The organism is Bacillus sp. FSL K6-1006, assembly GCF_038593175.1.
Lineage (GTDB): Bacteria > Bacillota > Bacilli > Bacillales > Bacillaceae > Bacillus > Bacillus safensis.
On the sequence record NZ_CP151970.1, the window covers coordinates 2798458 to 2823743 of the forward strand.

The following is a 25286-nucleotide window of genomic DNA, read 5'->3' on the forward strand; positions in this document are numbered from 1 at the left end:
CAAATGGATGTTACAACTGATGCGCTCATTGCAATCACCATCTTATGGGGATTCGTTTTTATCTATGCAGTGATGGCATCAATGGATTTCGGCGCAGGATTTTGGTCGATGATTTATATGAATAAAGAACAAACAAAAGCCGCTAATATCGCAAATAAGTACCTTTCTCCAACATGGGAAGTGACAAACGTCTTTATTGTGGCCATCGTTGTCGCATTGTTTAGCCTGTTTCCAGGTGCGACCTTTGTACTTGGCACCGTTTTATTAATACCCGGCAGCATCATATTATTACTTCTTGCACTGCGAAGCGGGTTTCTCGTGTTTTCTCATTCACTGCCTAAGAAATACCGAAAAGCGGTGACGTATATTTCAGGGATCAGCGGCTTTATCATTCCGTCCATCCTGATCATGGTTCTCCCAATCACCCATGGTGGCTTTATCTTTCAGGAGAACAACGTCTACTCATTAGATCTTGGACTGGTCTTTACAAGTGCAAATGTCTATTCTTTTGTCGGCTTTGCCATTTTCAGCACCCTTTTTCTTTCGTCCTTGCTTTTAGCTGATTTCTCTAATGTAGCTGATGAAGATGAAGCTTACAGCATTTATAGAAGAGGAGCGCTCATTACAGGTCCACTTTCACTTATGATGGCCTTTTTTATCATGCTGACATTACGAAGCGAGGCCAATTGGCTGTTCACAAAAATGATGCAGAACATCCCTATTCTTCTTGTATCTCTCCTAATGTTTCTGCTCGCAGGACTGGCTCTATTTTTACCAAACAGCCGGTTTAAGCACCGGAAAGGAAGACCACGCCTTGCCGTCATTGCGATTACCATTCAATATTTCTTAGCAAGCTATGTGTATGGACGTGCACATTTGCCTTACATGGCTTATCCAGATATTACAATCATGTCTGGATTTACAGACCCTGTCACATTTAGGGCATTATTTATCACCTATATTGTAGGTTTTATCATCTTGTTTCCCGGATTTTATTTCTTCTGGAAATTATTTATGAAGGATAAGCGCTATATTCGTCAGGAAGATTAACATGAATGGACGAGCTTCATTTCGGTTACATTATAGATGAAAGACATACTCAAAAGGAGGTCATCTGTATGAGTCAAAAAATCCTTTGTGAAGTCAATAACTGTTCCTATTGGAATGCTGGAAACCGCTGTGGTGCAGATGCAATCTATGTCGTCAGCCACACAGGAAATACGGCTGAGAAAAGCGAAGAAACGGATTGTAAAACGTTTAAACCACAAGACCTTTAAGTCTCATTAAAGGAGGCACTTCATTTTGAAACATGATCGGCTGCTTCAAACGTTTTTTGACGAAATTCATGACGCGGATGAAGACGCATTCCACCAAGCCGCTCACTCCTTTTTAAATCTTTGGGATTATGAATATGGACATGCATCAAACATGCCAAATGAAATTCATCAGTATATCGGACAGCTTGCTTATGACAGCGAGCTGGTTGAAGAGTAAGAAAGAGCGGATCACCGCTCTTTCTTTTTTGTTCAGACAGGAAGGAAAAACTTTCTCTCACTATACCTAGATTCTATTGTAGATGCAAAAGGTGATTCCTTCGTTTTTATCTCACAAAATCATGTTTTGTAAACACGTCGATTTTATCTGAAAACGAACGGAGCGCTTGGTAATCAACTTCCACGCCCATTCCTGGGGAGCGAGGCACCTCAATAAACCCATTTTCAACCTTAATTTCAGGAAAAATGATATCCTGCTCCCAAAATTTTGACGAAGCTGAAATATCACCGGGAATCGTAAATTGAGGAAGCGAAGCAAGTGCCACGTTCTGCGCTCGGGAAATACCTGTTTCAATCATCCCTCCGCACCATAACGGAATTTGATTCTCCTTACTGAACGTATGAATTTTAAGAGCCTCTGTCAGTCCGCCAACTCGGGAAGGCTTCACATTAATAATTTGACAGCTGCCAAGCTCTACAGCTTTTCTAGCATCATCTAAAGAACAAATACTTTCATCTAAACAAATCGGCGTTTTTAAATGCTTTTGCAAATGGCGGTGGTCCACAATATCATCTGCAGCTAGAGGCTGTTCAATCATTAATAAACGAATATCATCGAGCTGCTTAAGCTTGCTAATATCTTTTAATTCATAAGCAGAGTTTGCATCTGCCATTAATGGCAGATCAGGAAAAGACTCTCTGATCTTTTGAAGAAGTCCAATATCTTGTCCCGGTTTAATTTTCACCTTCACCCGCTGATAGCCTTGGTCAACAAATTGCTGAATTTGCTCAAGCATATCGTCAATCGGGCCTAACCCCGCCACAACACCAGATGGTATTCTATCTTTTGTACCGCCTAATACATCGCGTAAAGACTTATTCTCACGCTTCGCATAAATATCCCAAACAGCCGCTTCAATGCCTGCTTTCGCCATCCTATTGCCTTTAAACTGATACAGACTGTCAGGGATTTCTGAAGGATGTGTAAAGGTGCGCGTCAGCACGTTCGGGATAAAGAAAGCCCTCAGCATATGATAGCAAGTCTCAATTGTTTCTTCTGTATACCACGGAGAAGAAAAAGCAGATACTTCTCCCCATCCAGTCAATCCTGTCTGATCTTTTACTTCAACAATAATAAACTCACGCTCTGAAATGGTTCCAAGACTTGTTGTAAATGGCTTTTTAAGCTTCATCGTGACATGATATAAAATTACTCGTTCAATTTGAATCATTTGAAAACCCCTTTGATCTGAGTCTGTGCCTTTGCAATTTATTCGACGCATTTCTTGGCAGCTCGTCCACAAAGTGAAAAGCGGCGGGCCATTTATATTTGGCTAAATGCGACCCACATAAAGCATAGAGCTCATTCTCCGGTATCTTATCATCTGTTACAAGGAAAGCAGCAGGTACCTCTCCCCATCTATCATCATACATACCCGTTACTCCGGCTTCCTTGACATGCGGATGTGTTAGCAGAACCGCTTCAATTTCCGCAGGATAAATATTTTCTCCGCCAGAAATAATTAAATCTGAACGGCGGTCAAGCACAAATAAGAACCCTTCCTCATCCACATAGCCAATATCACCCGTTTTCAGCCAGCCCTCATCAAAGGCAGCCGCGGTCGCTTCTTCACGGTAAAGGTAACCTTTCATCACATTTGCACCTTTCACCATAATTTCGCCATGCTCAAAAGGACGGCAAATGCGATCTCCATCTTGAATTTTCAGCTCACACCCAAAAAGAGGTTTTCCCGCTGACCCAATCTTCTCTACACTAAATTCGGGCGCAAGGGTCACAATTTGTGAACAGGTTTCCGTCATCCCGTACGATTGAAAGACAGGAAAGCCCTTCTCTTTGCTTTCTTGGAGCATCGCATAAGGCGCAGGGCCTCCTCCTAATAAAAGACAGCGCAAAGAAGATGGACATTCTGCCAATCTGCTTAATAAACGAGATAACATCGTCTGCACAACGGAAATCATCGTCACACGATGTTGTTCAATAGAATCCTTTACTTCATCGACGTCAAACTTCTGATGAAGCACGACTGTCATTCCATATATCACAGACTTAAATAAAGCAGATAAGCCGCTAATATGAAAAAGAGGCAGGGCAATGAGCCAGCGGTCATCCTCTCTGAGACCCAGATTCAGTGCAGAAGAAACAGCACTATGAAAATGATTGCCATACGTTTGCTCTACCCCTTTTGGACGTCCTGTTGTCCCAGATGTATACATGATGGTCGCTGTTTCATTCAAATCAAATTCACTCTCGATCTTGTTGATATGGCCTTGCCCTGGTTCAGGTAAAGTTTCCATTGTATAAACGGGTAAATCACCCTCATGATCGCTTGCATAACTAGATTCTGTTAATAACGCCGCGGCTTTTGCATCTTCTAGCTGATAGCGCCTTTCAGCTTTTGTCAGCTTATTATTCAATAGCACAATTTTTAACCCTAATAAAAAACAGGCATGTACAAGCATCACCATATGAGGATGATTGTTCATCAAAAGCGCAACCGTTTCCCCTTTTTTCAATGATGCCTGAGCAAGTCTATTTGAAAGCACTTCCGCTTCTTGAGCTAATTCGTGAAATGTCCACTCTTTCTCTTGATAAATGAGTGCGACTCGATCTGGCGTTAAATAGGCACGGTGCAGCAGCCAATTAGGTTGCTTCATCATGACACCTCCTTTTTGTAAAAGAAAACAGCTTAGTCTGATGCACTAAGCTGTTGTTCATTGATATCATTGAATCAAGGGAAACGCGGGAACTGGCCGAAGTCCGGCTTGCGTTTTTCCTTAAAGGAATCGCGTCCTTCTTTTGCTTCATCTGTTGTGTAATAAAGAAGTGTCGCATCTCCTGCAAATTGTTGAATTCCAGCTAATCCATCCGTATCTGCGTTAAATGCAGCCTTCAAGAATCGTAAAGCAGTCGGGCTCTTTTCTAGCATCTCCTCACACCACTTCACCGTTTCCTCTTCAAGCTGATCTAATGGGACAACTGTGTTAACAAGTCCCATATCAAGCGCTTCTTGTGCATTGTATTGACGGCATAAGTACCAGATTTCTCTTGCTTTCTTATGACCAACAATACGTGCAAGGTAGCCTGAACCATAACCAGCATCAAAGCTGCCTACTTTTGGACCTGTTTGTCCAAAAATCGCATTATCTGCTGCAATCGTCAGGTCACACACAACGTGAAGAACGTGTCCTCCGCCAATCGCGTAACCTGCTACCATTGCGATAACTGGTTTTGGAATGACACGAATCAAACGCTGCAAGTCTAATACATTTAGGCGTGGAATTTGATCGTCTCCTACATAACCGCCATGGCCGCGAACTTTTTGGTCTCCACCAGAACAGAATGCTTTTCCGCCAGCACCTGCAAGAACAATTACACCAACTTCTGAATTATCACGAGCCCGTGAAAATGCATCAATTAATTCACTAACAGTCTTTGGGGTAAACGCGTTATGTACGTGTGGACGATTAATCGTAATCTTTGCGATCCCATTGTACGTTTCATATAAAATTTCGTCATACTGACGCTCTGTTTGCCATTCAATAGCCATCAATATTTCCTCCTCTAATCTTGCTCTAAAATAAACTCACTTACTATTTTACCAAAAAAATGTGGTTGTTCCACATGAACTGTATGCCCGGCATGCTCAGCCAAAATGAATTGACTTCCTTTCAGCTCCTGCTGCATACGTTTGCCGATATGGCAGAACTTTTCATCAAGCGTTCCACAAATGAACAAAGCAGGCAAATGAATATGCTTTAACGCCTTCCAAACAGACGGCTGTGAACCTGTTCCAATTCCTTCTAAGCTGCGAGCCAGTCCAAGAGGATTGGCTTTGAGTCTTCCCTCTCTCAGCTCAGTCTGCCTTTCAGCTGATAAAGTTTTCTGCGACGCAAACAAAGGAATGCTTTCCCAAAAATCCACAAACTTCACTAAGCCTTCATGTCTAATCTTTTGAGCAATCTGATGATCATGCTTTAGTCTTGCCATCCGCTCTTTAAAAGTGCGAAGCCCAGGAGACGTACTCTCAAGGATCAATTTATTGACACGATCTGGATAACGAGCGGCAAATGATAAAGCAATACGTCCTCCCATAGAATATCCGAGAATATTCACTTTGTGAAGCTTTAATTGGTTTAAAATCTCTACAAGATCTGCCAGCTGCTGAGACATTGCATATCTTCTCACACTTTCTGGCGAGTCCGTACGCCCATGTCCGAGCAAGCTGACCTGAATCAGTCTTGTATTCTCCAAATAAGCATTCAAGAACGTCCAAGACGCTGCACTTCCAGTGAAGCCGTGTAAGCATAGTGTGGCATTTGCTGCCGAAGGGTTCTGGTCCACCACTTCGTACGCTACCCCATCACGCATTCTTATGATCAGAGAAGGCATTCTTTTTTCACTTCTTCCAATATGTCATCCATCATTTGACGATGCTTGTCTACACGGGAATGACGATCTGTTTCAATTTCAATTAAATGAAGCCCAGGTTCATCGATATGTGCCATATACACTTCATGTAACTCTTGTTTCGTTGCCGGTTTTGAATAGGTTCCCCCATATAACTTCGATGCATACTCAAAATTCAGTCCTGTCGGCGTACCGAAGAGCTTTTCATAATACGGTTCATCAGACGCCTGCGGAAGGAAAGAAAAGATACCTCCCCCATCATTGTTTATCAAAACAACTGTCAGCGGAATGTCCATCAGCTTAGCTGCAAGCAGACCGTTCATATCATGGTAAAATGATAAATCTCCAATGACTAAAGTGACTGGCTGCTTCAATGCTGCATACGTGCCAAGTGCTGTGGACACAACGCCGTCAATGCCATTTGCTCCGCGATTGGCCATCATTCGAAAAGGCTTGGACTGAGTTTCAAAAAATGTATCTACATCACGAATCGGCATACTATTTCCGATAAAAAGGACACTCTCCTTTGGCAAGAGGTGCTGAAGCTGACGGTACACATTCCCTTCAAAGGACAAATCCTCATCTGAATAGCGGGCTGCATGCGTTCTGAATGAAGAATTAACATTCTGCCAGCAGTTTAAGAAGCTTGTCTCTTTACGTTGTACTGCTTGATTTAATGCTGCTTCTACAAAAGCAGACACAGTACTTTCAATGACGTATGAAGCACTTAACCCAGGATCACGAAAACCTCCGGCTGCATCTACAACAATCTGCTTCACTTCCGCATGTTTTTCCAGCCACTTGAATAAGGGCTTAGATACAGGCATCGGTCCAAAACGAATGACCATATCCGGCAATAGGTGCTGCTGTAATGCTTCATCTTTTAATAAAGAATCATACGCATCGATAATCAGATCTTCATTTACATGTCCGTTGCGCAAAAGAGACAGCGGGTCAGCTAAAATAGGTAAATGAAGAGCTTTCGAAAGGCGTAAAACTGCCTCTTTTTCTTCCTGTGTATGAAGTTCACCAGCCACAATCAGTCCCTTTTTGCAATGGTTCATGACGGTTACGATTTCAGACATCACTCGATCATTTGGGAATGTCTGACCTGATGCTAATACCTTTTTCGTGTCTGATTCTTCTCTCGCGAAAGGATCAATAGACAGATCAGGAAGCAATGGTTCTCTCAGAGGTACATTAATCTGAACAGGCCCCTTTGGCTCCTGCATCGACATGTGATTTGCTCTCGCAGCTGCTGTCTGAACATATCGCAGCATTGTTTGACTTTCCTCTGGCAGAGCTAAGTCTGTGAACCATTTAACAAACTTACCGAATAAGAATTGCTGATCAATCGCTTGAGGTGCTCCAACTTCCCTCAATTCGTGCGGCCGATCAGCAGTTAAAACAATAAGAGGTACACGAGAATAATGCGCCTCTACAATGGCTGGATAAAAATTAGCAGCTGCTGTACCTGATGTACAAATAAGCAGCACTGGTGATTGACTTGCTTTTGCAAGACCAAGCGCATAAAAAGCAGCAGACCGTTCGTCCACTAAAACATGGACATGGATGTCTTGATGAGCAAGAGCCAGCATCGCAAGCGGAGTTGAACGAGAACCTGGACAGACAACTGCCTCTTTCACACCACCTTGTACGAATTCATCCATCAATCTGCCTATATATGTTGTCATGATGTGATTATTCAATAGGATGACCTCCAAGAGCAGACAGCATTGGTCTTAACTTCACTTGTGTTTCCTCATACTCCTGCTTTGCAAGGGAATCCTCTACAATTCCGCAGCCAGCGAATAAACGAACATGATCTTCCTCAATAAGACCTGACCGAATGGCTACAGCAAATTCTCCATTATCCTGAGAATCAATCCAGCCTACCGGCGCTGCATACCAGCCGCGCTTAAGCGGTTCGATTTCACGAATCACTTCTATAGCCTTTTCCTTCGGATATCCGCCTAGTGCCGGCGTCGGATGAAGCTGCTCAATTAATGAAAAAAGGGAACAGCTGCTTTTAATTTCTCCCACAATCGGTGTAAACAAATGCTGAATGTTTTTTGTTTTATAAAGAATTGGTTGATTTGGTTTATGCACATGAAGGCAATTCGCTTTAAATGCTTGCTCAATCATATTGACGACAATTTGATGTTCAATCAAATTCTTCTCATCATGCAGCAGTTCCTCGCCTAATGCGTGATCCTCCGCTTCATCTTTTCCGCGAACAATGGAACCTGCTAAACAGGATGAAAAGACCTCTCCGCCGCTTTTTTTCACTAAGCGTTCCGGCGTTGCTCCGACAAATGCTTGTCTTCCCTGTTCAACCGCAAATACATAACTTGTTGTTTGATGCTTTAATAATTCTGCTAATAGTGGAGCAAGTTCAATTTGATTTTTATAGTGAAGCAAGACTTCTCTTGCTAAAACAACCTTTTCATATTCGTTTGCACGAATGTGGTCTGTCGCTTCTTGGATCGCCTTCATCCATTCGTTCACATCCAGCTCTTCCATATGAACAAGTTCAGCTTGTCCACCAGTCCGTACTGGTAATGTCTCGAAACGAGAGGCCTTTTGTTCTAATTCTTGAATAAGCTGATGAACATTCCCGTCCACCTGCTTCCACTCATTGATCGTAAGAAAGCTGCCTTCTTTTGAAACAGTCAGCATGATCGATGGCACAAAAAAATGAGCCTCGCCAAATGCTTCCCAATGACGCGCCTTCTCTTCGTGCGGATCAAACGAGAATCCTCCAAATAAAAGCGGACCAACAGCCGCTTGCTTTAACTCCTTCTCATCATGAAAATGGAACATGTGCTGCTTTAGCTGTTCCCATTCTTGATGGACTATATCGAATCGTTCCTTGCCTTGCTCAGATGATTTAATGACGGCCGCTCTGCCAAGTCCAGAAAATATCATTTGGCTTTCTGGATCAGACCAAAAAAACCGCTCGCCTAAAAAATCCGCTTCGCCGCTTTGGAAAAAGGCAAGAGGATCCAGATCGTCAACTCTTCTGGAGTAGCTTATCAAAACAGCATGGTTGACGTTATTCGCTTCTTCTAATGTCGCGAGCGCTTCCTGCCGGAAAGTACTTTGCACTGTTGTCACCATGATACATTCCTCCAAAATCCATGAAATAACATAAAAAAATAAAACCCATAATGAAAAAATACATGAACATTCGAATATGTCGAATGACCTGCTTTTCTATTATAAACCTTAACAGATGAACTTAGTAAAGAAAACAGCTTTTAAAACCTCGAATCCTTATTATATCACGCTTTCAAGATTTTTTCGCTCCTGCTTATTGAAACGAGAGCATCAAAGGTAAAATGGCAGGACCTGTTCTAAAATCAAGCTTTCCTTCGATATGGCAACGATTAGCAAACATCTTTTTCCCGATTCATCGCATCAATATATTGACACCTTTTTGAACTTTGCTAAACTGGAATTTGGACGTGTACGTATTTTTTTATTTAAAGGAGTATATTTTATGCAGCATCAATCGATATCAGATCAGCTTTCACCAATAAAGCCTGATAAAAACTGGCGGATTTGGTGGAATTTACTACGACCGCATACACTAACAGCGGCATTTATTCCCGTTACTTTAGGAACTGTTTTAGCACTTCCAAGTGGTCAAATACATGGTGGGCTATTTTTAGCCATGCTGTTCGCATCTATGTTTATCCAAATCGCAACAAACATGTTTAATGAGTACTTTGATTATGTTCGCGGGCTGGACAACGAGAAATCTGTCGGCATCGGCGGAGCCATTGTAAGAAACGGTGTGAAGCCAAAGACAGTCCTCACCCTCGCTTATGCACTATTTGCGCTTTCTTTATTACTTGGGGTATATATTTGCATGATGTCTAGCTGGTGGATTGCACTAATAGGACTTATTTGTATGGCAGCAGGCTATTTCTATACTGGCGGCCCTGTACCAATTGCATATACACCGTTTGGAGAACTTGTTTCAGGTGCTTTTATGGGATTAGGAATCATCCTGATTAGTTTCTATATCCAAACAGGCACACTGACGTCTAAAGCTGTTCTCGTCTCACTACCAATTTCTATTTTAGTTGGTGCCATCTTACTGTCGAACAATATCCGTGATTTAGACGGGGACAAGGAAAATGGACGAAGAACACTTGCCATTCTTGCTGGACGCAAAGCTGCAGTGAACATTTTACTTTCCATGTTTTTGGTATCATATGTACTCATTTTTGTTTATATCTTCACAGATATCGTCGGTCTTTGGAGTCTTCTTGTTTTACTCAGTGTGCCAAAAGCCTATACAGCCATTAAAGAGTTTAAACAAAAAGAAAAGCCGATTGAATTAATGAATGCCATGAAATCTACAGCTCAAACCAATACATTTTTTGGTTTTCTGCTGACGATCGCTTTAATCTTACAATACTATATCGCGTAACAAAGAACGCCTGCAGCCGCAGGCGTTTTTTTAATAAGGAATTGCTTCAAATTGGAACTAGTCTTATATACAAAATTGCTCATACTAACAATATGTTTGATATGAAAGGATGATCGCTTTGTTGTCTAAAGACGAATTACATCATTTGAAGCAGCGCCTTCTCGATGAAAAGAAAGAACTTGAAGCCAAAAGCCATGACGATGAACAGAAAGTATCCTTTCCTTACGATTCGATCGGTGAATTGTCTGCCTATGATAACCACCCGGGTGATCAAGGGACAGAGCTGTTCGAGCGGGGGAAAGATATTGCTTTAAACAGCTTGGAACATGAACATATGTTAGACATCAATGAAGCACTCCAAGCCATTGCTGACGGCTCTTATGGTCTGTGCAAGGTCTGTAAAGCCCCTATTTCAAAGGAACGCTTAGAAGCCCTGCCTACTGCCGTCACTTGCACAGAGCATTCAAAAGAACAGACCGTTTCACAAAACCGTCCGATTGAAGAGGATTTATTAAGTCCTCCCGCGGGACAATTTGAAAATGAAGAAAGTGCTGCGTACGATGGAGAGGATGCCTACCAAGACGTAGAACGCTACGGAAACTCTGAGACCCCATCTGATATGGAATTCCCTCCTCTAACATACGATGATGTGTATACACAATCAGAAGATGAAGATTATGTGGAGGACTACGAAGGATTCGCAGCTGCTGATATTGAAGGAAAAGCCAGCAAGGTGTATCCGACCAAAGCACACGAGGCCTATGAAGAAGCACTAGACGAAGAAGGTGTCATGACGGTATTTGGTGACTTGAAACCGTACGAGGAAGAACCTTATACAGAAGAAAATCATTAGTCCCCTCATATTGGGGGCTTTATGTTTATATCATGTAATTATTGGGAAATCATTTTAAGAGTGAATTTGATTGGAGGAGATTCTTGATGGCTAGAAAAAGTATCATTTGGGCGATTGTCGTCTTCTTTATTACATACGCACTATTCTCTATTGCCGGATTCTTGTTCCCCATCGACAGAGAATGGTATGACGCATTGAATAAACCAGAATGGACGCCTGGTGGCGGTGTCATTGCTGCTGTGTGGGCTGTCTTATTTGCACTCATCTCATTGTCCGCAGCGATCATTTATGGAAAATATGGGTTCCAAAAAATCACTTTACCATTTTGGATTCTTTTCCTTTTAAATTATGTTTTCAATCAAGCCTTTAGCTTTTTTCAATTTACACAAAAGGATTTGTTTGCAGCTACAATCGACTGCCTGCTCGTCGCACTGACAGCACTTGCACTTGTCATCGTCTCACGTAAACTAAGCAATGTCGTTCCAATTTTACTGATTCCTTATGTCTTATGGGGCTTTTTTGCCACATACTTGTCTTATACGATCTATTCCATGAATATGTAAAAAAAGACCGCCATGATGCGGTCTTTCGTTTTGGAGAAAATAAAAAAGAGATCTTTGACAAGATCTCTTTTAAAAATGACCCGTACGGGATTCGAACCCGTGTTACCGCCGTGAAAGGGCGGTGTCTTAACCGCTTGACCAACGGGCCAGATCAATGGCGGAGAAGGAGGGATTTGAACCCTCGCGCCGCTTACGCGACCTACACCCTTAGCAGGGGCGCCTCTTCAGCCACTTGAGTACTTCTCCATTTGGCTCCGCAGGTAGGATTCGAACCTACGACCGATCGGTTAACAGCCGATAGCTCTACCACTGAGCTACTGCGGAAGATCATGGTGGGCCTGAGTGGACTCGAACCACCGACCTCACGCTTATCAGGCGTGCGCTCTAACCAGCTGAGCTACAGGCCCATGAACAGATATACAAATGGAGCGGGTGATGGGAATCGAACCCACGACATCAGCTTGGAAGGCTGAGGTTTTACCACTAAACTACACCCGCAAAAATATGTATGGGGCGATTGATGGGAATCGAACCCACGAGTGCCAGAGCCACAATCTGGTGCGTTAACCACTTCGCCACAACCGCCATACTATGAATATTTTGATAAAAGTGGCTCGGGACGGAATCGAACCGCCGACACACGGATTTTCAGTCCGTTGCTCTACCAACTGAGCTACCGAGCCAAGTATTCTCTTGAAAAATGGCGGTCCGGACGGGACTCGAACCCGCGACCTCCTGCGTGACAGGCAGGCATTCTAACCAACTGAACTACCGGACCATTTTGGTTGCGGGGGCAGGATTTGAACCTGCGACCTTCGGGTTATGAGCCCGACGAGCTACCGAACTGCTCCACCCCGCGATGATATGGGTTTTAAAAAATATGGCGGAGGAAGAGGGATTCGAACCCCCGCGGGCTTTGACACCCCTGTCGGTTTTCAAGACCGATCCCTTCAGCCGGACTTGGGTATTCCTCCGTATAGATGGTGGACCTTGTAGGACTCGAACCTACGACCGGACGGTTATGAGCCGTCTGCTCTAACCAACTGAGCTAAAGGTCCTTTATAGCGGCGGAGGGGATCGAACCCCCGACCTCACGGGTATGAACCGTACGCTCTAGCCAGCTGAGCTACACCGCCATGATCAAAATAATCTTTTAAAAAGTGGAGCCTAGCGGGATCGAACCGCTGACCTCCTGCGTGCAAGGCAGGCGCTCTCCCAGCTGAGCTAAGGCCCCATAAAAGATGGTCGGGAAGACAGGATTCGAACCTGCGACCCCTTGGTCCCAAACCAAGTGCTCTACCAAGCTGAGCTACTTCCCGATCTTAATGGCGCGCCCGAGAGGAGTCGAACCCCTAACCTTTTGATCCGTAGTCAAACGCTCTATCCAATTGAGCTACGGGCGCTTATTTATAATGCCGAGGGCCGGACTTGAACCGGCACGGTAGTCACCTACCGCAGGATTTTAAGTCCTGTGTGTCTGCCAATTCCACCACCCCGGCGTGGATGGTATAAGCGGAAGACGGGATTCGAACCCGCGACCCCCACCTTGGCAAGGTGGTGTTCTACCACTGAACTACTTCCGCATTACAGGATTTCTTTATTTTATTTGGCAATGCGGGTGAAGGGACTTGAACCCCCACGTCATAAAGACACTAGATCCTAAGTCTAGCGCGTCTGCCAATTCCGCCACACCCGCATGAAACATGGTGAGCCATGAAGGACTCGAACCTTCGACCCTCTGATTAAAAGTCAGATGCTCTACCAACTGAGCTAATGGCTCGCTTTAAAAGCGACTTGTCTATCTTACCATATGAAAGTGGTGCCGGCAAGAGGACTTGAACCCCCAACCTACTGATTACAAGTCAGTTGCTCTACCAGTTGAGCTACACCGGCTTTATCTATCCTAACATTATGTAAGAATAAATATGGTGGAGGATGACGGGCTCGAACCGCCGACCCTCTGCTTGTAAGGCAGATGCTCTCCCAGCTGAGCTAATCCTCCACTATGTAGGAATCTCTCGATCCGACAAAGATTATTATATACAGGTTTTAATCATTTGTAAAGGCTATATTAAAAAAATTTTATTTCAATTTTCATTGCGTATTTCTTTTAACAAATGATCGTCATTTCTCCTATTCAAACAGCTACTGTTCCACGTTCAGCAGCTGAACTTCTCTCTTCTATATTCTCTTTTAAAACGTTCGATTCCTTCAGAAATATTAGCAGTCCCTCATTTTTATACTTTAATGATATATGTATCTCTTTAGCCGTAAGCATTTATAAAAAATCATAGAGGCTTACACATCTTTAATTTCCCTATATAAGCTGATACTCTGTCTCTCTATTGTTTTTTTATAGATAATGGTTTATGCGATAGACTCTTTTTCTCTTTATATCCAAGTATTTCACACGCTGCTTGTGGACATAAAATGAAGCCACGATCTTTTATCAAACAAGTGAATGTATGTACCCTCAACTTGCACAAAAAAGACCAGTTCCGACTGGAACTGATCCTAATAGAAGCTTGGCGACGTCCTACTCTCACAGGGGGAAACCCCCAACTACCATCGGCGCTGAAGAGCTTAACTTCCGTGTTCGGTATGGGAACGGGTGTGACCTCTTCGCTATCGCCACCAAACCTGATGGAGAGAATGTTCTCTCAAAACTAGATAACAATGTTCATGCTTCACATTAGAATATAGGTTAAGTCCTCGATCTATTAGTATCTGTCAGCTCCACGTGTCACCACGCTTCCACCTCAGACCTATCAACCTGATCATCTTTCAGGGATCTTACTTCCTTGCGGAATGGGAAATCTCATCTTGAGGGGGGCTTCATGCTTAGATGCTTTCAGCACTTATCCCGTCCGCACATAGCTACCCAGCGATGCCCTTGGCAGAACAACTGGTACACCAGCGGTGCGTCCATCCCGGTCCTCTCGTACTAAGGACAGCTCCTCTCAAATTTCCTGCGCCCGCGACGGATAGGGACCGAACTGTCTCACGACGTTCTGAACCCAGCTCGCGTACCGCTTTAATGGGCGAACAGCCCAACCCTTGGGACCGACTACAGCCCCAGGATGCGATGAGCCGACATCGAGGTGCCAAACCTCCCCGTCGATGTGGACTCTTGGGGGAGATAAGCCTGTTATCCCCGGGGTAGCTTTTATCCGTTGAGCGATGGCCCTTCCATGCGGAACCACCGGATCACTAAGCCCGACTTTCGTCCCTGCTCGACTTGTAGGTCTCGCAGTCAAGCTCCCTTGTGCCTTTACACTCTGCGAATGATTTCCAACCATTCTGAGGGAACCTTTGGGCGCCTCCGTTACATTTTAGGAGGCGACCGCCCCAGTCAAACTGCCCACCTGACACTGTCTCCCTGCCCGATAAGGGCAGCGGGTTAGAAGGTCAATACAGCCAGGGTAGTATCCCACCGATGCCTCCACCGAAGCTAGCGCTCCGGTTTCCAAGGCTCCTACCTATCCTGTACAAGCTGTACCAACATTCAATATCAGGCTGCAGTAAAGCTCCACGGGGTCTTTCCGTCCTGTCGCGGGTAACCTGCATCTTCACAGGTACTATAATTTCACCGAGTCTCTCGTTGAGACAGTGCCCAGATCGTTGCGCCTTTCGTGCGGGTCGGAACTTACCCGACAAGGAATTTCGCTACCTTAGGACCGTTATAGTTACGGCCGCCGTTTACTGGGGCTTCAATTCGCACCTTCGCTTACGCTAAGCGCTCCTCTTAACCTTCCAGCACCGGGCAGGCGTCAGCCCCTATACTTCGCCTTACGGCTTCGCAGAGACCTGTGTTTTTGCTAAACAGTCGCCTGGGCCTATTCACTGCGGCTTCTCGGGGCTTTAACACCCTAAGAAGCACCCCTTCTCCCGAAGTTACGGGGTCATTTTGCCGAGTTCCTTAACGAGAGTTCTCTCGATCACCTTAGGATTCTCTCCTCGCCTACCTGTGTCGGTTTGCGGTACGGGCACCTCTCACCTCGCTAGAGGCTTTTCTTGGCAGTGTGGAATCAGGAACTTCGCTACTAAATTTCGCTCGCCATCACAGCTCAGCCTTTACGGGAAACGGATTTGCCTATTTCCCAGCCTAACTGCTTGGACGCGGATATCCAATACCGCGCTTACCCTATCCTCCTGCGTCCCCCCATTGCTCAAATGGTGAGGAGGTGGTACAGGAATATCAACCTGTTGTCCATCGCCTACGCCTTTCGGCCTCGGCTTAGGTCCCGACTAACCCTGAGCGGACGAGCCTTCCTCAGGAAACCTTAGGCATTCGGTGGACGGGATTCTCACCCGTCTTTCGCTACTCATACCGGCATTCTCACTTCTAAGCGCTCCACCAGTCCTTCCGGTCTGGCTTCACAGCCCTTAGAACGCTCTCCTACCACTGTTCGTAAGAACAGTCCGCAGCTTCGGTGATACGTTTAGCCCCGGTACATTTTCGGCGCAGAGTCACTCGACCAGTGAGCTATTACGCACTCTTTAAATGGTGGCTGCTTCTAAGCCAACATCCTGGTTGTCTAAGCAACTCCACATCCTTTTCCACTTAACGTATACTTTGGGACCTTAGCTGGCGGTCTGGGCTGTTTCCCTTTCGACTACGGATCTTATCACTCGCAGTCTGACTCCCAAGGATAAGTCATCGGCATTCGGAGTTTGACTGAATTCGGTAACCCGGTAGGGGCCCCTAGTCCAATCAGTGCTCTACCTCCGAGACTCTTACCTTGAGGCTAGCCCTAAAGCTATTTCGGAGAGAACCAGCTATCTCCAGGTTCGATTGGCATTTCACCCCTACCCACACCTCATCCCCGCACTTTTCAACGTGCGTGGGTTCGGGCCTCCATTCAGTGTTACCTGAACTTCACCCTGGACATGGGTAGATCACCTGGTTTCGGGTCTACGACCACGTACTCATGCGCCCTATTCAGACTCGCTTTCGCTGCGGCTCCGCATCTTCTGCTTAACCTTGCACGGGATCGTAACTCGCCGGTTCATTCTACAAAAGGCACGCCATCACCCGTTAACGGGCTCTGACTACTTGTAGGCACACGGTTTCAGGATCTATTTCACTCCCCTTCCGGGGTGCTTTTCACCTTTCCCTCACGGTACTGGTTCACTATCGGTCACTAGGGAGTATTTAGCCTTGGGAGATGGTCCTCCCGGATTCCGACGGAATTTCACGTGTTCCGCCGTACTCAGGATCCACTCTGGAGAGAACAACATTTCAGTTACAGGGCTGTTACCTTCTTTGGCGGGCCTTTCCAGACCTCTTCGCTTATATCATTCCTTTGTAACTCCGTATAGAGTGTCCTACAACCCCAAGAGGCAAGCCTCTTGGTTTGGGCTGTTCCCGTTTCGCTCGCCGCTACTCAGGGAATCGCATTTGCTTTCTCTTCCTCCGGGTACTTAGATGTTTCAGTTCCCCGGGTATGCCTTCTCATACTCTATGTATTCAAGTATGGATACTACTCCATTACGAGCAGTGGGTTTCCCCATTCGGAAATCTCCGGATCAAAGCTTGCTTACAGCTCCCCGAAGCATATCGGTGTTCGTCCCGTCCTTCATCGGCTCCTAGTGCCAAGGCATCCACCGTGCGCCCTTTCTAACTTAACCATTTCTTACTTTAGAAAGAATCACTATGTGTGATGAACTTTGCATTGCATTCAATGTGAATGTATTACTTATTGTTATCTAGTTTTCAAAGAACAATCCTGTCTCGCTAGAGACATGTTTTGAAGGAATGATCCTTCAAAACTAAACAAGACGAAAACGTACGCTGCTCCATATATCCTTAGAAAGGAGGTGATCCAGCCGCACCTTCCGATACGGCTACCTTGTTACGACTTCACCCCAATCATCTGCCCCACCTTCGGCGGCTGGCTCCATAAAGGTTACCTCACCGACTTCGGGTGTTGCAAACTCTCGTGGTGTGACGGGCGGTGTGTACAAGGCCCGGGAACGTATTCACCGCGGCATGCTGATCCGCGATTACTAGCGATTCCAGCTTCACGCAGTCGAGTTGCAGACTGCGATCCGAACTGAGAACAGATTTATGGGATTGGCTAAACCTTGCGGTCTTGCAGCCCTTTGTTCTGTCCATTGTAGCACGTGTGTAGCCCAGGTCATAAGGGGCATGATGATTTGACGTCATCCCCACCTTCCTCCGGTTTGTCACCGGCAGTCACCTTAGAGTGCCCAACTGAATGCTGGCAACTAAGATCAAGGGTTGCGCTCGTTGCGGGACTTAACCCAACATCTCACGACACGAGCTGACGACAACCATGCACCACCTGTCACTCTGTCCCCGAAGGGAAAGCCCTATCTCTAGGGTTGTCAGAGGATGTCAAGACCTGGTAAGGTTCTTCGCGTTGCTTCGAATTAAACCACATGCTCCACCGCTTGTGCGGGCCCCCGTCAATTCCTTTGAGTTTCAGTCTTGCGACCGTACTCCCCAGGCGGAGTGCTTAATGCGTTAGCTGCAGCACTAAGGGGCGGAAACCCCCTAACACTTAGCACTCATCGTTTACGGCGTGGACTACCAGGGTATCTAATCCTGTTCGCTCCCCACGCTTTCGCTCCTCAGCGTCAGTTACAGACCAGAGAGTCGCCTTCGCCACTGGTGTTCCTCCACATCTCTACGCATTTCACCGCTACACGTGGAATTCCACTCTCCTCTTCTGCACTCAAGTTTCCCAGTTTCCAATGACCCTCCCCGGTTGAGCCGGGGGCTTTCACATCAGACTTAAGAAACCGCCTGCGAGCCCTTTACGCCCAATAATTCCGGACAACGCTTGCCACCTACGTATTACCGCGGCTGCTGGCACGTAGTTAGCCGTGGCTTTCTGGTTAGGTACCGTCAAGGTGCGAGCAGTTACTCTCGCACTTGTTCTTCCCTAACAACAGAGCTTTACGATCCGAAAACCTTCATCACTCACGCGGCGTTGCTCCGTCAGACTTTCGTCCATTGCGGAAGATTCCCTACTGCTGCCTCCCGTAGGAGTCTGGGCCGTGTCTCAGTCCCAGTGTGGCCGATCACCCTCTCAGGTCGGCTACGCATCGTCGCCTTGGTGAGCCATTACCCCACCAACTAGCTAATGCGCCGCGGGTCCATCTGTAAGTGACAGCCGAAACCGTCTTTCATCCTTGAACCATGCGGTTCAAGGAACTATCCGGTATTAGCTCCGGTTTCCCGGAGTTATCCCAGTCTTACAGGCAGGTTACCCACGTGTTACTCACCCGTCCGCCGCTAACATCCGGGAGCAAGCTCCCTTCTGTCCGCTCGACTTGCATGTATTAGGCACGCCGCCAGCGTTCGTCCTGAGCCAGGATCAAACTCTCCGAAAAAGTACAAAACCGAAGTTTTGCTTTTCGCCAGTTTGACTGACTACCTATGAAATTTCATAGGATTTTTTTATAAAAACTCGAATTAACAGGTACGTTTTGTCTTGTTTAGTTTTCAAAGATCATCTTCGTCGTCTCCCAGAGGCGACTTTATTAATATAACATTCTATCAAGATAAAGTCAACAACTTTTTTCTTAATGTTATTTATCAACCGCGCTGTTTCAGCGGCGAATACAAATATAACACCTTTTGAAAGAAGAAACAAGTATTTTTTCTAAATAATTTATTTTTCCTTATCTCTTCCTATATATTGATACAAATGCTGCTTATCTCGGGAATTGTCTATTGTTGATCCTGCAGGTCTTTAGTATATTTATAATAGATTGAAATTAAATAACCGCAGGGGGAGCTTTGTGCTGAGAGTGAACATTCGTTGTTCTGACCCTTTGAACCTGTCAGTTAATACTGAAGTAGGAATGTGGAATCACTTGAATACATACGGTGTATTCAAATCGATATGTTTTTCTATGAATAACATACTCATCCTTACACGGTCTCTCCTTGCTCAATTCATGAAAAAGGAGATTTTTTTATGCAGCAATCAAATCAATTGGTACGACTGATGGAAATCGCGATTATGACTTCACTTGCACTTGTATTAGATTACTTATCAGGTCTCTTTTTAAGAATGCCCAATGGCGGTTCTCTTGCGCTGATTATGATTCCCGTTATTCTCATGTCTATTAGATGGGGAATATCTACCGGATTTATCATCGGTGTGTTAATCGCAGGTCTTCAGCTGATGAATAGCCCGATCATCGCTACACCTGTTCAAGGATTCCTCGATTACTTCGTTGCATCTGTTGTCATTTCTTTAAGCGGCCTGTTTTCTGGACTGATCAAAAAAGCCATTCAGGATCAAAAGCGAAAACAGCAATTCTTCTATATTACCTTAGCTGTTTTTGTTGCTAGTTTATTCAGACTGCTGACGTTCTTTATTTCTGGCGTCGTTTTCTTCTCTCAATATGCACCGAAAGGAACACCAGGATGGGTCTACTCTTTAATTTATAACAGCACATATATGGTTCCTTCATTTATTATTTGCAGTATCGTTCTTTGTATACTCATCCCAAGTGCATCTCGTTTGGTTTTTCCTCGTCAAAAATAACCGGCTGATTTCAGCTGGTTATTTTTTTATGCATAATTTGCTGCTCTATGGAATCTATTAATAATAGAAGATTTCATGCTGGAGGTACGACAATGAGCCCTTACTCCATTATGCTGTGCTGCTATATTCTCAGTCTTGCTTATTTTTTGGCAGGTTTCTATGAAGCTTTAAAAATAGCAGGCGTGAAAGGAAAAGTAGAAGCTTCACCGTTTATTTCTTACATGCTGCTTGCTGTGCTCTTCACTTTTTTCTCTCATTATTACTGGAAGCTGACGATTTAATCCGCTGTACATGGTTATTCAATATAGAGAGCTCCCATCCATACCCTATTTCATTATGGTTCTCGCCAGCCAGCTCGAACTGGCTGGTAACGACAAAACTAGGTTGAAGTTTTTGATAAAATTGTTTTGCCGAATTTTGCTCAAACACCCATAGCATCAACCTCTGATACCCTTTTTCTATTAAATAATCGACACCTTTAGCAATTAAAGCAATACCCGCACCTGATTTCTGTTTCTGTTGTAATAAATAGATGGCATACAGCTCTCCATCATATGTAGAATAACGTTCGTCACGTTGTTTTCCGAAAGAAGCAAAACCAAATACGCCATCCGCATCTTCTGCGACAAACGTGCCTTCAAGCGATCTTTTTCTCCAGCTCTCTTTCCGATCTTTTATATTTAAACCATCCAAATAATCCTGATTAATAATGCCTTGATAAGTCGTTTGCCAGCTCTTCACATGTATTTCGGCGATTTTAGGAATATCTTGATGTACAGCATGTCTCACCTTCATCCGCACCACTCCTTTTAGTTTTTTACACCCTATCTTCATTATCATAAATTCCTATTACGTAGAATTCAATGGTCTGTATTTCAATGGTTAAAACTTCTTCTATAAAAAATAGACACCTTCTGCTGGAAGGTGTCTATTGATTTTATTCTTCTATTTGAGTATCAGCGATCTCTTTTTTTCTTGGCTGTTTGATTTCGTTTGTCAGCTCTTGAATGCTTTGCTTCACATTTCCTTTGCCGGAAAAGTTCTCAATAATTTCTTTCACATCTATTCCAGAGGATGCTTTCAGACTTTCTTGCAGACTGGACATGAGGTTTGTGGCATAGCCTGTAACTTTATTGGCACCGCTGCCTTCCCCGTTACCGCCCGTATCCACAACAGTAATTTTATCAATGTTAGAAAGTGGTGCAGATACTTGCTTCGCATATTCAGGTAGCATTTTCACAATCATATCAAGGATCGCTGCCTGACCATACTGTTCGAATGCTTCAGCGATTTTCTCTTTCGCTTCCGCTTCTGCAAGTCCTTTTAGTCTAATGACTTCTGCTTCTGTTTCCCCTTTTGCACGATCCGCTTCCGCTTTGGCAAGCCCGTCAATACGGACTTTCTCAGCTTCTGCTTTTGCCATTGCTTCAATGCTGTATTTCTTCGCATCTGCTTCAGCAAGGCGTTTCGCTTTTTCCGCGGCAGCCGACTGCTCAACAGCATAACGGTCCGCATCTGCTTTCTTTTTCACTTCAGAATCGTATTGACGTTCACGACGCTGAATCTCTTTTTCTTCTAATTCAATTTGTTTCTGACGCTCAATGATTTTGACTTGCATTTCTTGTTCAGTTACGTGCTGACGGTTACGAGCTGTTTCTAGATCGTACGCTTGGTCAGCACTTGCTTTCGCCGTATCCTGTTCACGTCTGAATTCTGCTCTTTTCAGCTCATTGATCTTTTCTGCTTCAGCGATTTCAGTAGCACGCTCAAGCTCAGATTTCTTCGCATCTTTATCTGCTTCGGCACGTTTGATACGTGTTTCTTTATCTGCTTCAGCTGTTGCAATATCTGCATCGCGTTTTACTTGGGCAATTCTTGGTTTACCTAGAGATTCTAAATAGCCATTTTTATCACGAACATCTTTAATCGTAAACGATACAATGACAAGACCCATTTTCGCTAAATCTTGAGAAGCGACACGTTGTACTTCTTGAGAAAATTTCTCTCTGTTTTTATAAATCTCTTCAACTGTCATTGATCCTAAGATGGAACGAAGATGGCCTTCTAATACTTCTCTTGCTTCGTTTTCGCGGTCTTCTTTTGTTTTACCTAAAAATTGCTCTGCAGCAGTAGCAATTTCTTCAATCGATCCGCCAATTTTTATGATGGCCGTTCCATCCGCCATGACTGGTACACCTTGTTCGGTATAGACTTCAGGGGTTGAAACATCTAGCTTGCTAGATAGTAAGCTGAGCGGCTCTGCTTGTTGAAAGACTGGAAGTACAAAGGTACCGCCGCCTCTTACAATCTTAATCTTGTTTCCACCTTCATCCACGTGGACATTTTTACTTCCTAGGTAACTTCCTGTAACGATTAATGCTTCATCTGGACCTGCTGTCCGGTATTTAGAAACAAATACACCAATAAGTGCAATAAGAATCACAAGCACGATTCCAATGATCACTAAAATAGTTGTTCCTGGCATAGCATTCCCTCCTAGATTTCTTCATTTGGTATAACAGATAAGACGCCTTTGTTCACTTCGACAACTAGCACACGGGTTCCATATGGAATCTCCTCTTGGTCGAAACTGACAGCTGGCTTTGAGATTTTCCCGCTATTACTGATTAACAGCACTTCTCCAAATCCGTCTTTTGGAACAGATACAATGATCTCCCCAGTTCTTCCTTTTAAATCGGCTTCCGTATAAGAGAGAGATTCTTCAGCAGAGGAAAGCGGGACTAATACAAATACATTCAAACAGGTCACAAGGATCACTGCGAGGATCGCAGATAATACTGCGCCAAGCCCACTTCCTACAATTGCTGTTTTTTCAGAGATAAACCCTCCAGCCGAGAAAAAGGTAAGAAATGCGAGGATCAATGTTGGTTGAAGGAATGGAACAGGGATCGCTTCAAATAATCCATCAAATACATCGCCGAAAAAGACGAAAACAAGTGTCAGGATTCCTGATATCATTAATATGTATAAATACAGCGTCTGAAGAGGCAGCCCGAACACATCCATCTTCCTCATCCTTTCTTCATGAAATGAACATCTTTTGTTTCATTTAGACCACACCCACCTCCAATGTATTCCTTCTAACAGGTAATACGAACCACTTTTGTAAAGGTTTCATATTTCATCACAATTCTTCAAAGGGATTTTCGGATAGCTCAAGAATGATTGTCATGTACCATTATGTTAAAATTTGATCTTGAGGTGATGAGAAAATGAGTATATTACATGAAGCGAGACAAGAATTGTGGCACGAGCTGCAAGGTTTGAGCGAAGAACAATTGAACCAAAAATTATCTGATGATACTTGGAGTATTCAAGAGGTAGCAGATCATTTAAAGAAAATGGACCTAGTTGCAGCAAAACATCTAGCTGCTGAGGGTAAAAAAGCACCGATTAAAGAATATGAACCAAAACCGGTAGAAATGGCAGAGGACCGTTCGAAAAAAGCCACTGCGCCTAGTATTGTTGAGCCTGAACGCAAGCATGTAACACCTACACATTTAAAGGATGAGCTCGATACTGCACGTGAGCAACTCAATCAAATTTTATCCACATTTACTGAGGAAGATTTCAAACGCGTCATTGCACATCCTGTGTTTAAAGAGCTATCCCTTAAGCAATACCTTGATTTTATCGGCGCACACGAAAAACGCCATATTCATCAAATCAAAGAAATTAAAGAACAACTATAGGCATAAAAAAGACTCCCTTTTGGGAGCCTTTTTTCATTGTTACACCGTTTTAGGTGTTAACTCAAAGCAGCGAGCATAAATCCATTTGTACGCTTTTTCGTTTAAATCTCTTGGGTTTCCAACTGTTTGCGGATCTTTCATTGCTTCTTTAGATAAACGATCAATCATATCTTTTGATACACCTTGTTCTTCTAATGAAGGAACTTCTAAATCCTCTACTAAATCATACATCCAGTTCACAGCTGCTTTGGCTGCTTCCTCTGTTGTCATTCTGCTTGTATCAATCCCAAACGCTTGCGCAATTCGAGCGAATTTTTCCGGATACCCTTTCCAGTTATACTCCATCACTGGTCCCATCATCGCTGCAACACACTGACCGTGAGCGACAGGAATAATACCTCCGAGTGTTTGACTCATCGCATGTGCAGCTCCAGCTGATTCACTTCCATAAGAAAGCCCGGCAAGCATCGCAGCTTGTGCCATTCCATATCTGGCTTCTAAGTCCTCGCCATCAGCAAAGGCACGGCGAATATAATGAGCTGCATATTCAATTGCCATGAGCGCTACCGCATCTGTAATCGGCTGAGCAAATTTCATCGTATAGCATTCAATCGCGTGAGCAAGCGCGTCAATTCCAGTCATTGCTGTCACATGAGGCGGCATGGACACATGAAGCTCTGGATCAATGACTGTTAGATGAGCTGCAATGAGAGGTCCACCAGTATTGAATTTGAATTCTCTTTCTTCATCAGTAATGACCGCCCACTGCGTTACCTCTGAACCTGTACCAGCTGTTGTCGGAATAGTGGTTAAAGGAGGGATTCTGTTTTCTAGCGGTTTTTTTCCCTCTGCCGCTTCGTAATCAAGGACTGAGCCTTCATGAGTCGCCTCTACTCCGATTGCCTTTGCTGTATCCATTGAACTGCCGCCGCCTACTGCGACTAATCCATTACAGCCTTCTTTTTCATATAAAGCAGATCCTTCGTTCACTAGACGGACTGGCGGATTTGGCTCTACTTTATCAAATAGAACGACATCGATTTGTGCTTCTTTTAATGAAGCAATTACTGGGTCCACCACGCCGGCTTGATAAATACCAGGGTCTGTTACAAGCAATACCTTTGAAACGCCGTATGCTTTTACTTCTTCCCCAACATGTTTCACTGCACCAATGCCGTGTTTGATAACAGTCGGAATTTCAAATGTGTGGAATTTCTGCATGCTTTCAATTTTCATATTTAGTGTCATAAAGAATCTCCTCCAAAT

Annotated in this window: 19 protein-coding genes, 21 tRNA genes, 3 rRNA genes and 1 riboswitch; of the genes, 9 read left to right on the forward strand and 34 right to left on the reverse strand. The window is 44.4% G+C overall.

Translation table 11 applies throughout. The annotated features are described in order from the left end of the window. Nucleotides 1-3: 3 nt before the first annotated feature. From NSS65_RS14555 to NSS65_RS14565, 3 genes are all read left to right on the forward strand, one after another. The gene (locus NSS65_RS14555; RefSeq protein WP_176967069.1) at nucleotides 4-1050 is read left to right on the forward strand and encodes a cytochrome d ubiquinol oxidase subunit II; all 1047 of its coding nucleotides are present in this window, start codon (nucleotides 4-6) and stop codon (nucleotides 1048-1050) included. A gap of 68 nt (nucleotides 1051-1118) precedes the next feature. After that, nucleotides 1119-1277, forward strand: coding sequence for a DUF1540 domain-containing protein (locus NSS65_RS14560; protein WP_008360682.1), 159 nt, complete (start codon nucleotides 1119-1121; stop codon nucleotides 1275-1277). A gap of 25 nt (nucleotides 1278-1302) precedes the next feature. Further along, nucleotides 1303-1494, forward strand: coding sequence for a hypothetical protein (locus NSS65_RS14565; protein ID WP_034279382.1), 192 nt, complete (start codon nucleotides 1303-1305; stop codon nucleotides 1492-1494). A gap of 106 nt (nucleotides 1495-1600) precedes the next feature. Here NSS65_RS14565 and menC read toward each other — a convergent pair whose 3' ends face one another. From menC to NSS65_RS14595, 6 genes are all read right to left on the reverse strand, one after another. Continuing rightward, nucleotides 1601-2725: an o-succinylbenzoate synthase gene (gene menC / locus NSS65_RS14570; protein ID WP_070326294.1), complete on the reverse strand. Its 1125-nt coding sequence runs from the start codon at nucleotides 2723-2725 to the stop codon at nucleotides 1601-1603. Next, a complete protein-coding gene (locus NSS65_RS14575) occupies nucleotides 2712-4172 on the reverse strand; it encodes an o-succinylbenzoate--CoA ligase (protein ID WP_326134871.1) in 1461 nt (486 codons plus the stop codon). The genes menC and NSS65_RS14575 overlap by 14 nt, the downstream gene beginning before the upstream one ends. 71 nt (nucleotides 4173-4243) lie before the next feature. Continuing rightward, nucleotides 4244-5062 carry a 1,4-dihydroxy-2-naphthoyl-CoA synthase gene (gene menB, locus NSS65_RS14580; RefSeq protein WP_024424937.1) on the reverse strand — a complete coding sequence of 273 codons (819 nt, stop codon included), beginning with the start codon at nucleotides 5060-5062 and terminating at the stop codon, nucleotides 4244-4246. 14 nt (nucleotides 5063-5076) lie between these two features. Next, nucleotides 5077-5904 carry a 2-succinyl-6-hydroxy-2,4-cyclohexadiene-1-carboxylate synthase gene (gene menH / locus NSS65_RS14585; RefSeq protein ID WP_070326292.1) on the reverse strand — a complete coding sequence of 276 codons (828 nt, stop codon included), beginning with the start codon at nucleotides 5902-5904 and terminating at the stop codon, nucleotides 5077-5079. Beyond that, entirely contained in the window at nucleotides 5892-7631 is a 1740-nt protein-coding gene (gene menD, locus NSS65_RS14590; RefSeq protein ID WP_070326291.1) for a 2-succinyl-5-enolpyruvyl-6-hydroxy-3-cyclohexene-1-carboxylic-acid synthase, read from the reverse strand. The genes menH and menD overlap by 13 nt, the downstream gene beginning before the upstream one ends. Continuing rightward, entirely contained in the window at nucleotides 7624-9042 is a 1419-nt protein-coding gene (locus NSS65_RS14595) for an isochorismate synthase (protein WP_070326290.1), read from the reverse strand. Before NSS65_RS14595 ends, menD begins: the two co-directional genes overlap by 8 nt. A gap of 382 nt (nucleotides 9043-9424) precedes the next feature. Here NSS65_RS14595 and NSS65_RS14600 point away from each other — a divergent pair, with 382 nt between their 5' ends. The 3 genes from NSS65_RS14600 (at nucleotide 9425) to NSS65_RS14610 (ending at nucleotide 11779) form a co-directional block, all read left to right on the forward strand. Next, nucleotides 9425-10363, forward strand: coding sequence for a 1,4-dihydroxy-2-naphthoate polyprenyltransferase (locus tag NSS65_RS14600; protein WP_070326289.1), 939 nt, complete (start codon nucleotides 9425-9427; stop codon nucleotides 10361-10363). A gap of 118 nt (nucleotides 10364-10481) precedes the next feature. Then, nucleotides 10482-11216, forward strand: a complete 735-nt coding sequence (locus NSS65_RS14605) for a TraR/DksA C4-type zinc finger protein (protein WP_070326288.1) — start codon at nucleotides 10482-10484, stop codon at nucleotides 11214-11216. Nucleotides 11217-11302: 86 nt separating this feature from the next. Then, entirely contained in the window at nucleotides 11303-11779 is a 477-nt protein-coding gene (locus NSS65_RS14610) for a tryptophan-rich sensory protein (protein ID WP_034279363.1), read from the forward strand. Between the two features lie 76 nt (nucleotides 11780-11855). On the opposite strand, the gene NSS65_RS14615 is transcribed toward NSS65_RS14610, so the two are convergent. The 24 genes from NSS65_RS14615 to NSS65_RS14730 form a co-directional block, all read right to left on the reverse strand. Further along, nucleotides 11856-11927 (reverse strand) — tRNA-Glu (locus NSS65_RS14615). 7 nt (nucleotides 11928-11934) lie between these two features. Next, a tRNA-Ser gene (locus tag NSS65_RS14620) sits at nucleotides 11935-12025 on the reverse strand. A gap of 3 nt (nucleotides 12026-12028) precedes the next feature. After that, nucleotides 12029-12103 (reverse strand) — tRNA-Asn (locus tag NSS65_RS14625). Between the two features lie 6 nt (nucleotides 12104-12109). Continuing rightward, nucleotides 12110-12186: transfer RNA gene (locus tag NSS65_RS14630), tRNA-Ile, on the reverse strand. A gap of 17 nt (nucleotides 12187-12203) precedes the next feature. Continuing rightward, nucleotides 12204-12277: transfer RNA gene (locus NSS65_RS14635), tRNA-Gly, on the reverse strand. An 11-nt stretch (nucleotides 12278-12288) separates the two neighbouring features. Continuing rightward, a tRNA-His gene (locus NSS65_RS14640) sits at nucleotides 12289-12364 on the reverse strand. Nucleotides 12365-12389: 25 nt separating this feature from the next. Then, nucleotides 12390-12462, reverse strand: a tRNA-Phe gene (locus NSS65_RS14645). Nucleotides 12463-12480: 18 nt separating this feature from the next. Beyond that, nucleotides 12481-12557 (reverse strand) — tRNA-Asp (locus NSS65_RS14650). 4 nt (nucleotides 12558-12561) lie between these two features. Continuing rightward, nucleotides 12562-12638 (reverse strand) — tRNA-Met (locus tag NSS65_RS14655). Nucleotides 12639-12660: 22 nt separating this feature from the next. Next, nucleotides 12661-12753, reverse strand: a tRNA-Ser gene (locus NSS65_RS14660). Between the two features lie 7 nt (nucleotides 12754-12760). Continuing rightward, nucleotides 12761-12837, reverse strand: a tRNA-Ile gene (locus NSS65_RS14665). Between the two features lie 4 nt (nucleotides 12838-12841). Beyond that, nucleotides 12842-12915, reverse strand: a tRNA-Met gene (locus NSS65_RS14670). 25 nt (nucleotides 12916-12940) lie between these two features. Continuing rightward, a tRNA-Ala gene (locus NSS65_RS14675) sits at nucleotides 12941-13013 on the reverse strand. Nucleotides 13014-13021: 8 nt separating this feature from the next. Continuing rightward, nucleotides 13022-13098 (reverse strand) — tRNA-Pro (locus tag NSS65_RS14680). A gap of 7 nt (nucleotides 13099-13105) precedes the next feature. After that, a tRNA-Arg gene (locus NSS65_RS14685) sits at nucleotides 13106-13182 on the reverse strand. 10 nt (nucleotides 13183-13192) lie between these two features. Further along, nucleotides 13193-13278: transfer RNA gene (locus NSS65_RS14690), tRNA-Leu, on the reverse strand. Nucleotides 13279-13290: 12 nt separating this feature from the next. Next, a tRNA-Gly gene (locus NSS65_RS14695) sits at nucleotides 13291-13362 on the reverse strand. 30 nt (nucleotides 13363-13392) lie between these two features. Continuing rightward, nucleotides 13393-13475 (reverse strand) — tRNA-Leu (locus NSS65_RS14700). Between the two features lie 8 nt (nucleotides 13476-13483). Further along, nucleotides 13484-13559 (reverse strand) — tRNA-Lys (locus NSS65_RS14705). A gap of 37 nt (nucleotides 13560-13596) precedes the next feature. Continuing rightward, a tRNA-Thr gene (locus tag NSS65_RS14710) sits at nucleotides 13597-13672 on the reverse strand. 33 nt (nucleotides 13673-13705) lie between these two features. Beyond that, a tRNA-Val gene (locus tag NSS65_RS14715) sits at nucleotides 13706-13781 on the reverse strand. A 521-nt stretch (nucleotides 13782-14302) separates the two neighbouring features. Beyond that, a 5S ribosomal RNA gene (gene rrf, locus NSS65_RS14720) occupies nucleotides 14303-14418 on the reverse strand. Between the two features lie 61 nt (nucleotides 14419-14479). Continuing rightward, nucleotides 14480-17410: ribosomal RNA gene (locus NSS65_RS14725) — 23S ribosomal RNA — on the reverse strand. 182 nt (nucleotides 17411-17592) lie between these two features. Continuing rightward, nucleotides 17593-19141 (reverse strand): 16S ribosomal RNA (locus NSS65_RS14730). Together the 16S, 23S and 5S rRNA genes form the textbook arrangement of a ribosomal RNA operon. A gap of 390 nt (nucleotides 19142-19531) precedes the next feature. Next, nucleotides 19532-19633, forward strand: a riboswitch (TPP riboswitch). Between the two features lie 98 nt (nucleotides 19634-19731). Here NSS65_RS14730 and thiT point away from each other — a divergent pair. Continuing rightward, nucleotides 19732-20307, forward strand: coding sequence for an energy-coupled thiamine transporter ThiT (thiT, locus tag NSS65_RS14735; protein ID WP_098677641.1), 576 nt, complete (start codon nucleotides 19732-19734; stop codon nucleotides 20305-20307). A 92-nt stretch (nucleotides 20308-20399) separates the two neighbouring features. Continuing rightward, nucleotides 20400-20588 carry a hypothetical protein gene (locus tag NSS65_RS14740; RefSeq protein WP_024423229.1) on the forward strand — a complete coding sequence of 63 codons (189 nt, stop codon included), beginning with the start codon at nucleotides 20400-20402 and terminating at the stop codon, nucleotides 20586-20588. On the opposite strand, the gene NSS65_RS14745 is transcribed toward NSS65_RS14740, so the two are convergent. The 3 genes from NSS65_RS14745 to NSS65_RS14755 all read right to left on the reverse strand — a co-directional run bounded on the left by NSS65_RS14745 (nucleotide 20548) and on the right by NSS65_RS14755 (nucleotide 23334). Further along, entirely contained in the window at nucleotides 20548-21102 is a 555-nt protein-coding gene (locus NSS65_RS14745; RefSeq protein ID WP_034284309.1) for a GNAT family N-acetyltransferase, read from the reverse strand. The genes NSS65_RS14740 and NSS65_RS14745 overlap by 41 nt on opposite strands. Before the next feature lie 142 nt (nucleotides 21103-21244). Then, nucleotides 21245-22792 (reverse strand): flotillin family protein, encoded by a 1548-nt coding sequence (locus NSS65_RS14750; protein WP_034284308.1) that lies wholly within the window; start codon nucleotides 22790-22792, stop codon nucleotides 21245-21247. A gap of 11 nt (nucleotides 22793-22803) precedes the next feature. Then, nucleotides 22804-23334: a hypothetical protein gene (locus NSS65_RS14755; protein WP_034284306.1), complete on the reverse strand. Its 531-nt coding sequence runs from the start codon at nucleotides 23332-23334 to the stop codon at nucleotides 22804-22806. 206 nt (nucleotides 23335-23540) lie between these two features. Here NSS65_RS14755 and NSS65_RS14760 point away from each other — a divergent pair, with 206 nt between their 5' ends. Next, entirely contained in the window at nucleotides 23541-24020 is a 480-nt protein-coding gene (locus tag NSS65_RS14760) for a DinB family protein (protein WP_024425883.1), read from the forward strand. A gap of 39 nt (nucleotides 24021-24059) precedes the next feature. Here NSS65_RS14760 and NSS65_RS14765 read toward each other — a convergent pair whose 3' ends face one another. Further along, entirely contained in the window at nucleotides 24060-25268 is a 1209-nt protein-coding gene (locus NSS65_RS14765; protein ID WP_025094230.1) for an iron-containing alcohol dehydrogenase, read from the reverse strand. Between the last annotated feature and the right edge of the window lie 18 nt (nucleotides 25269-25286).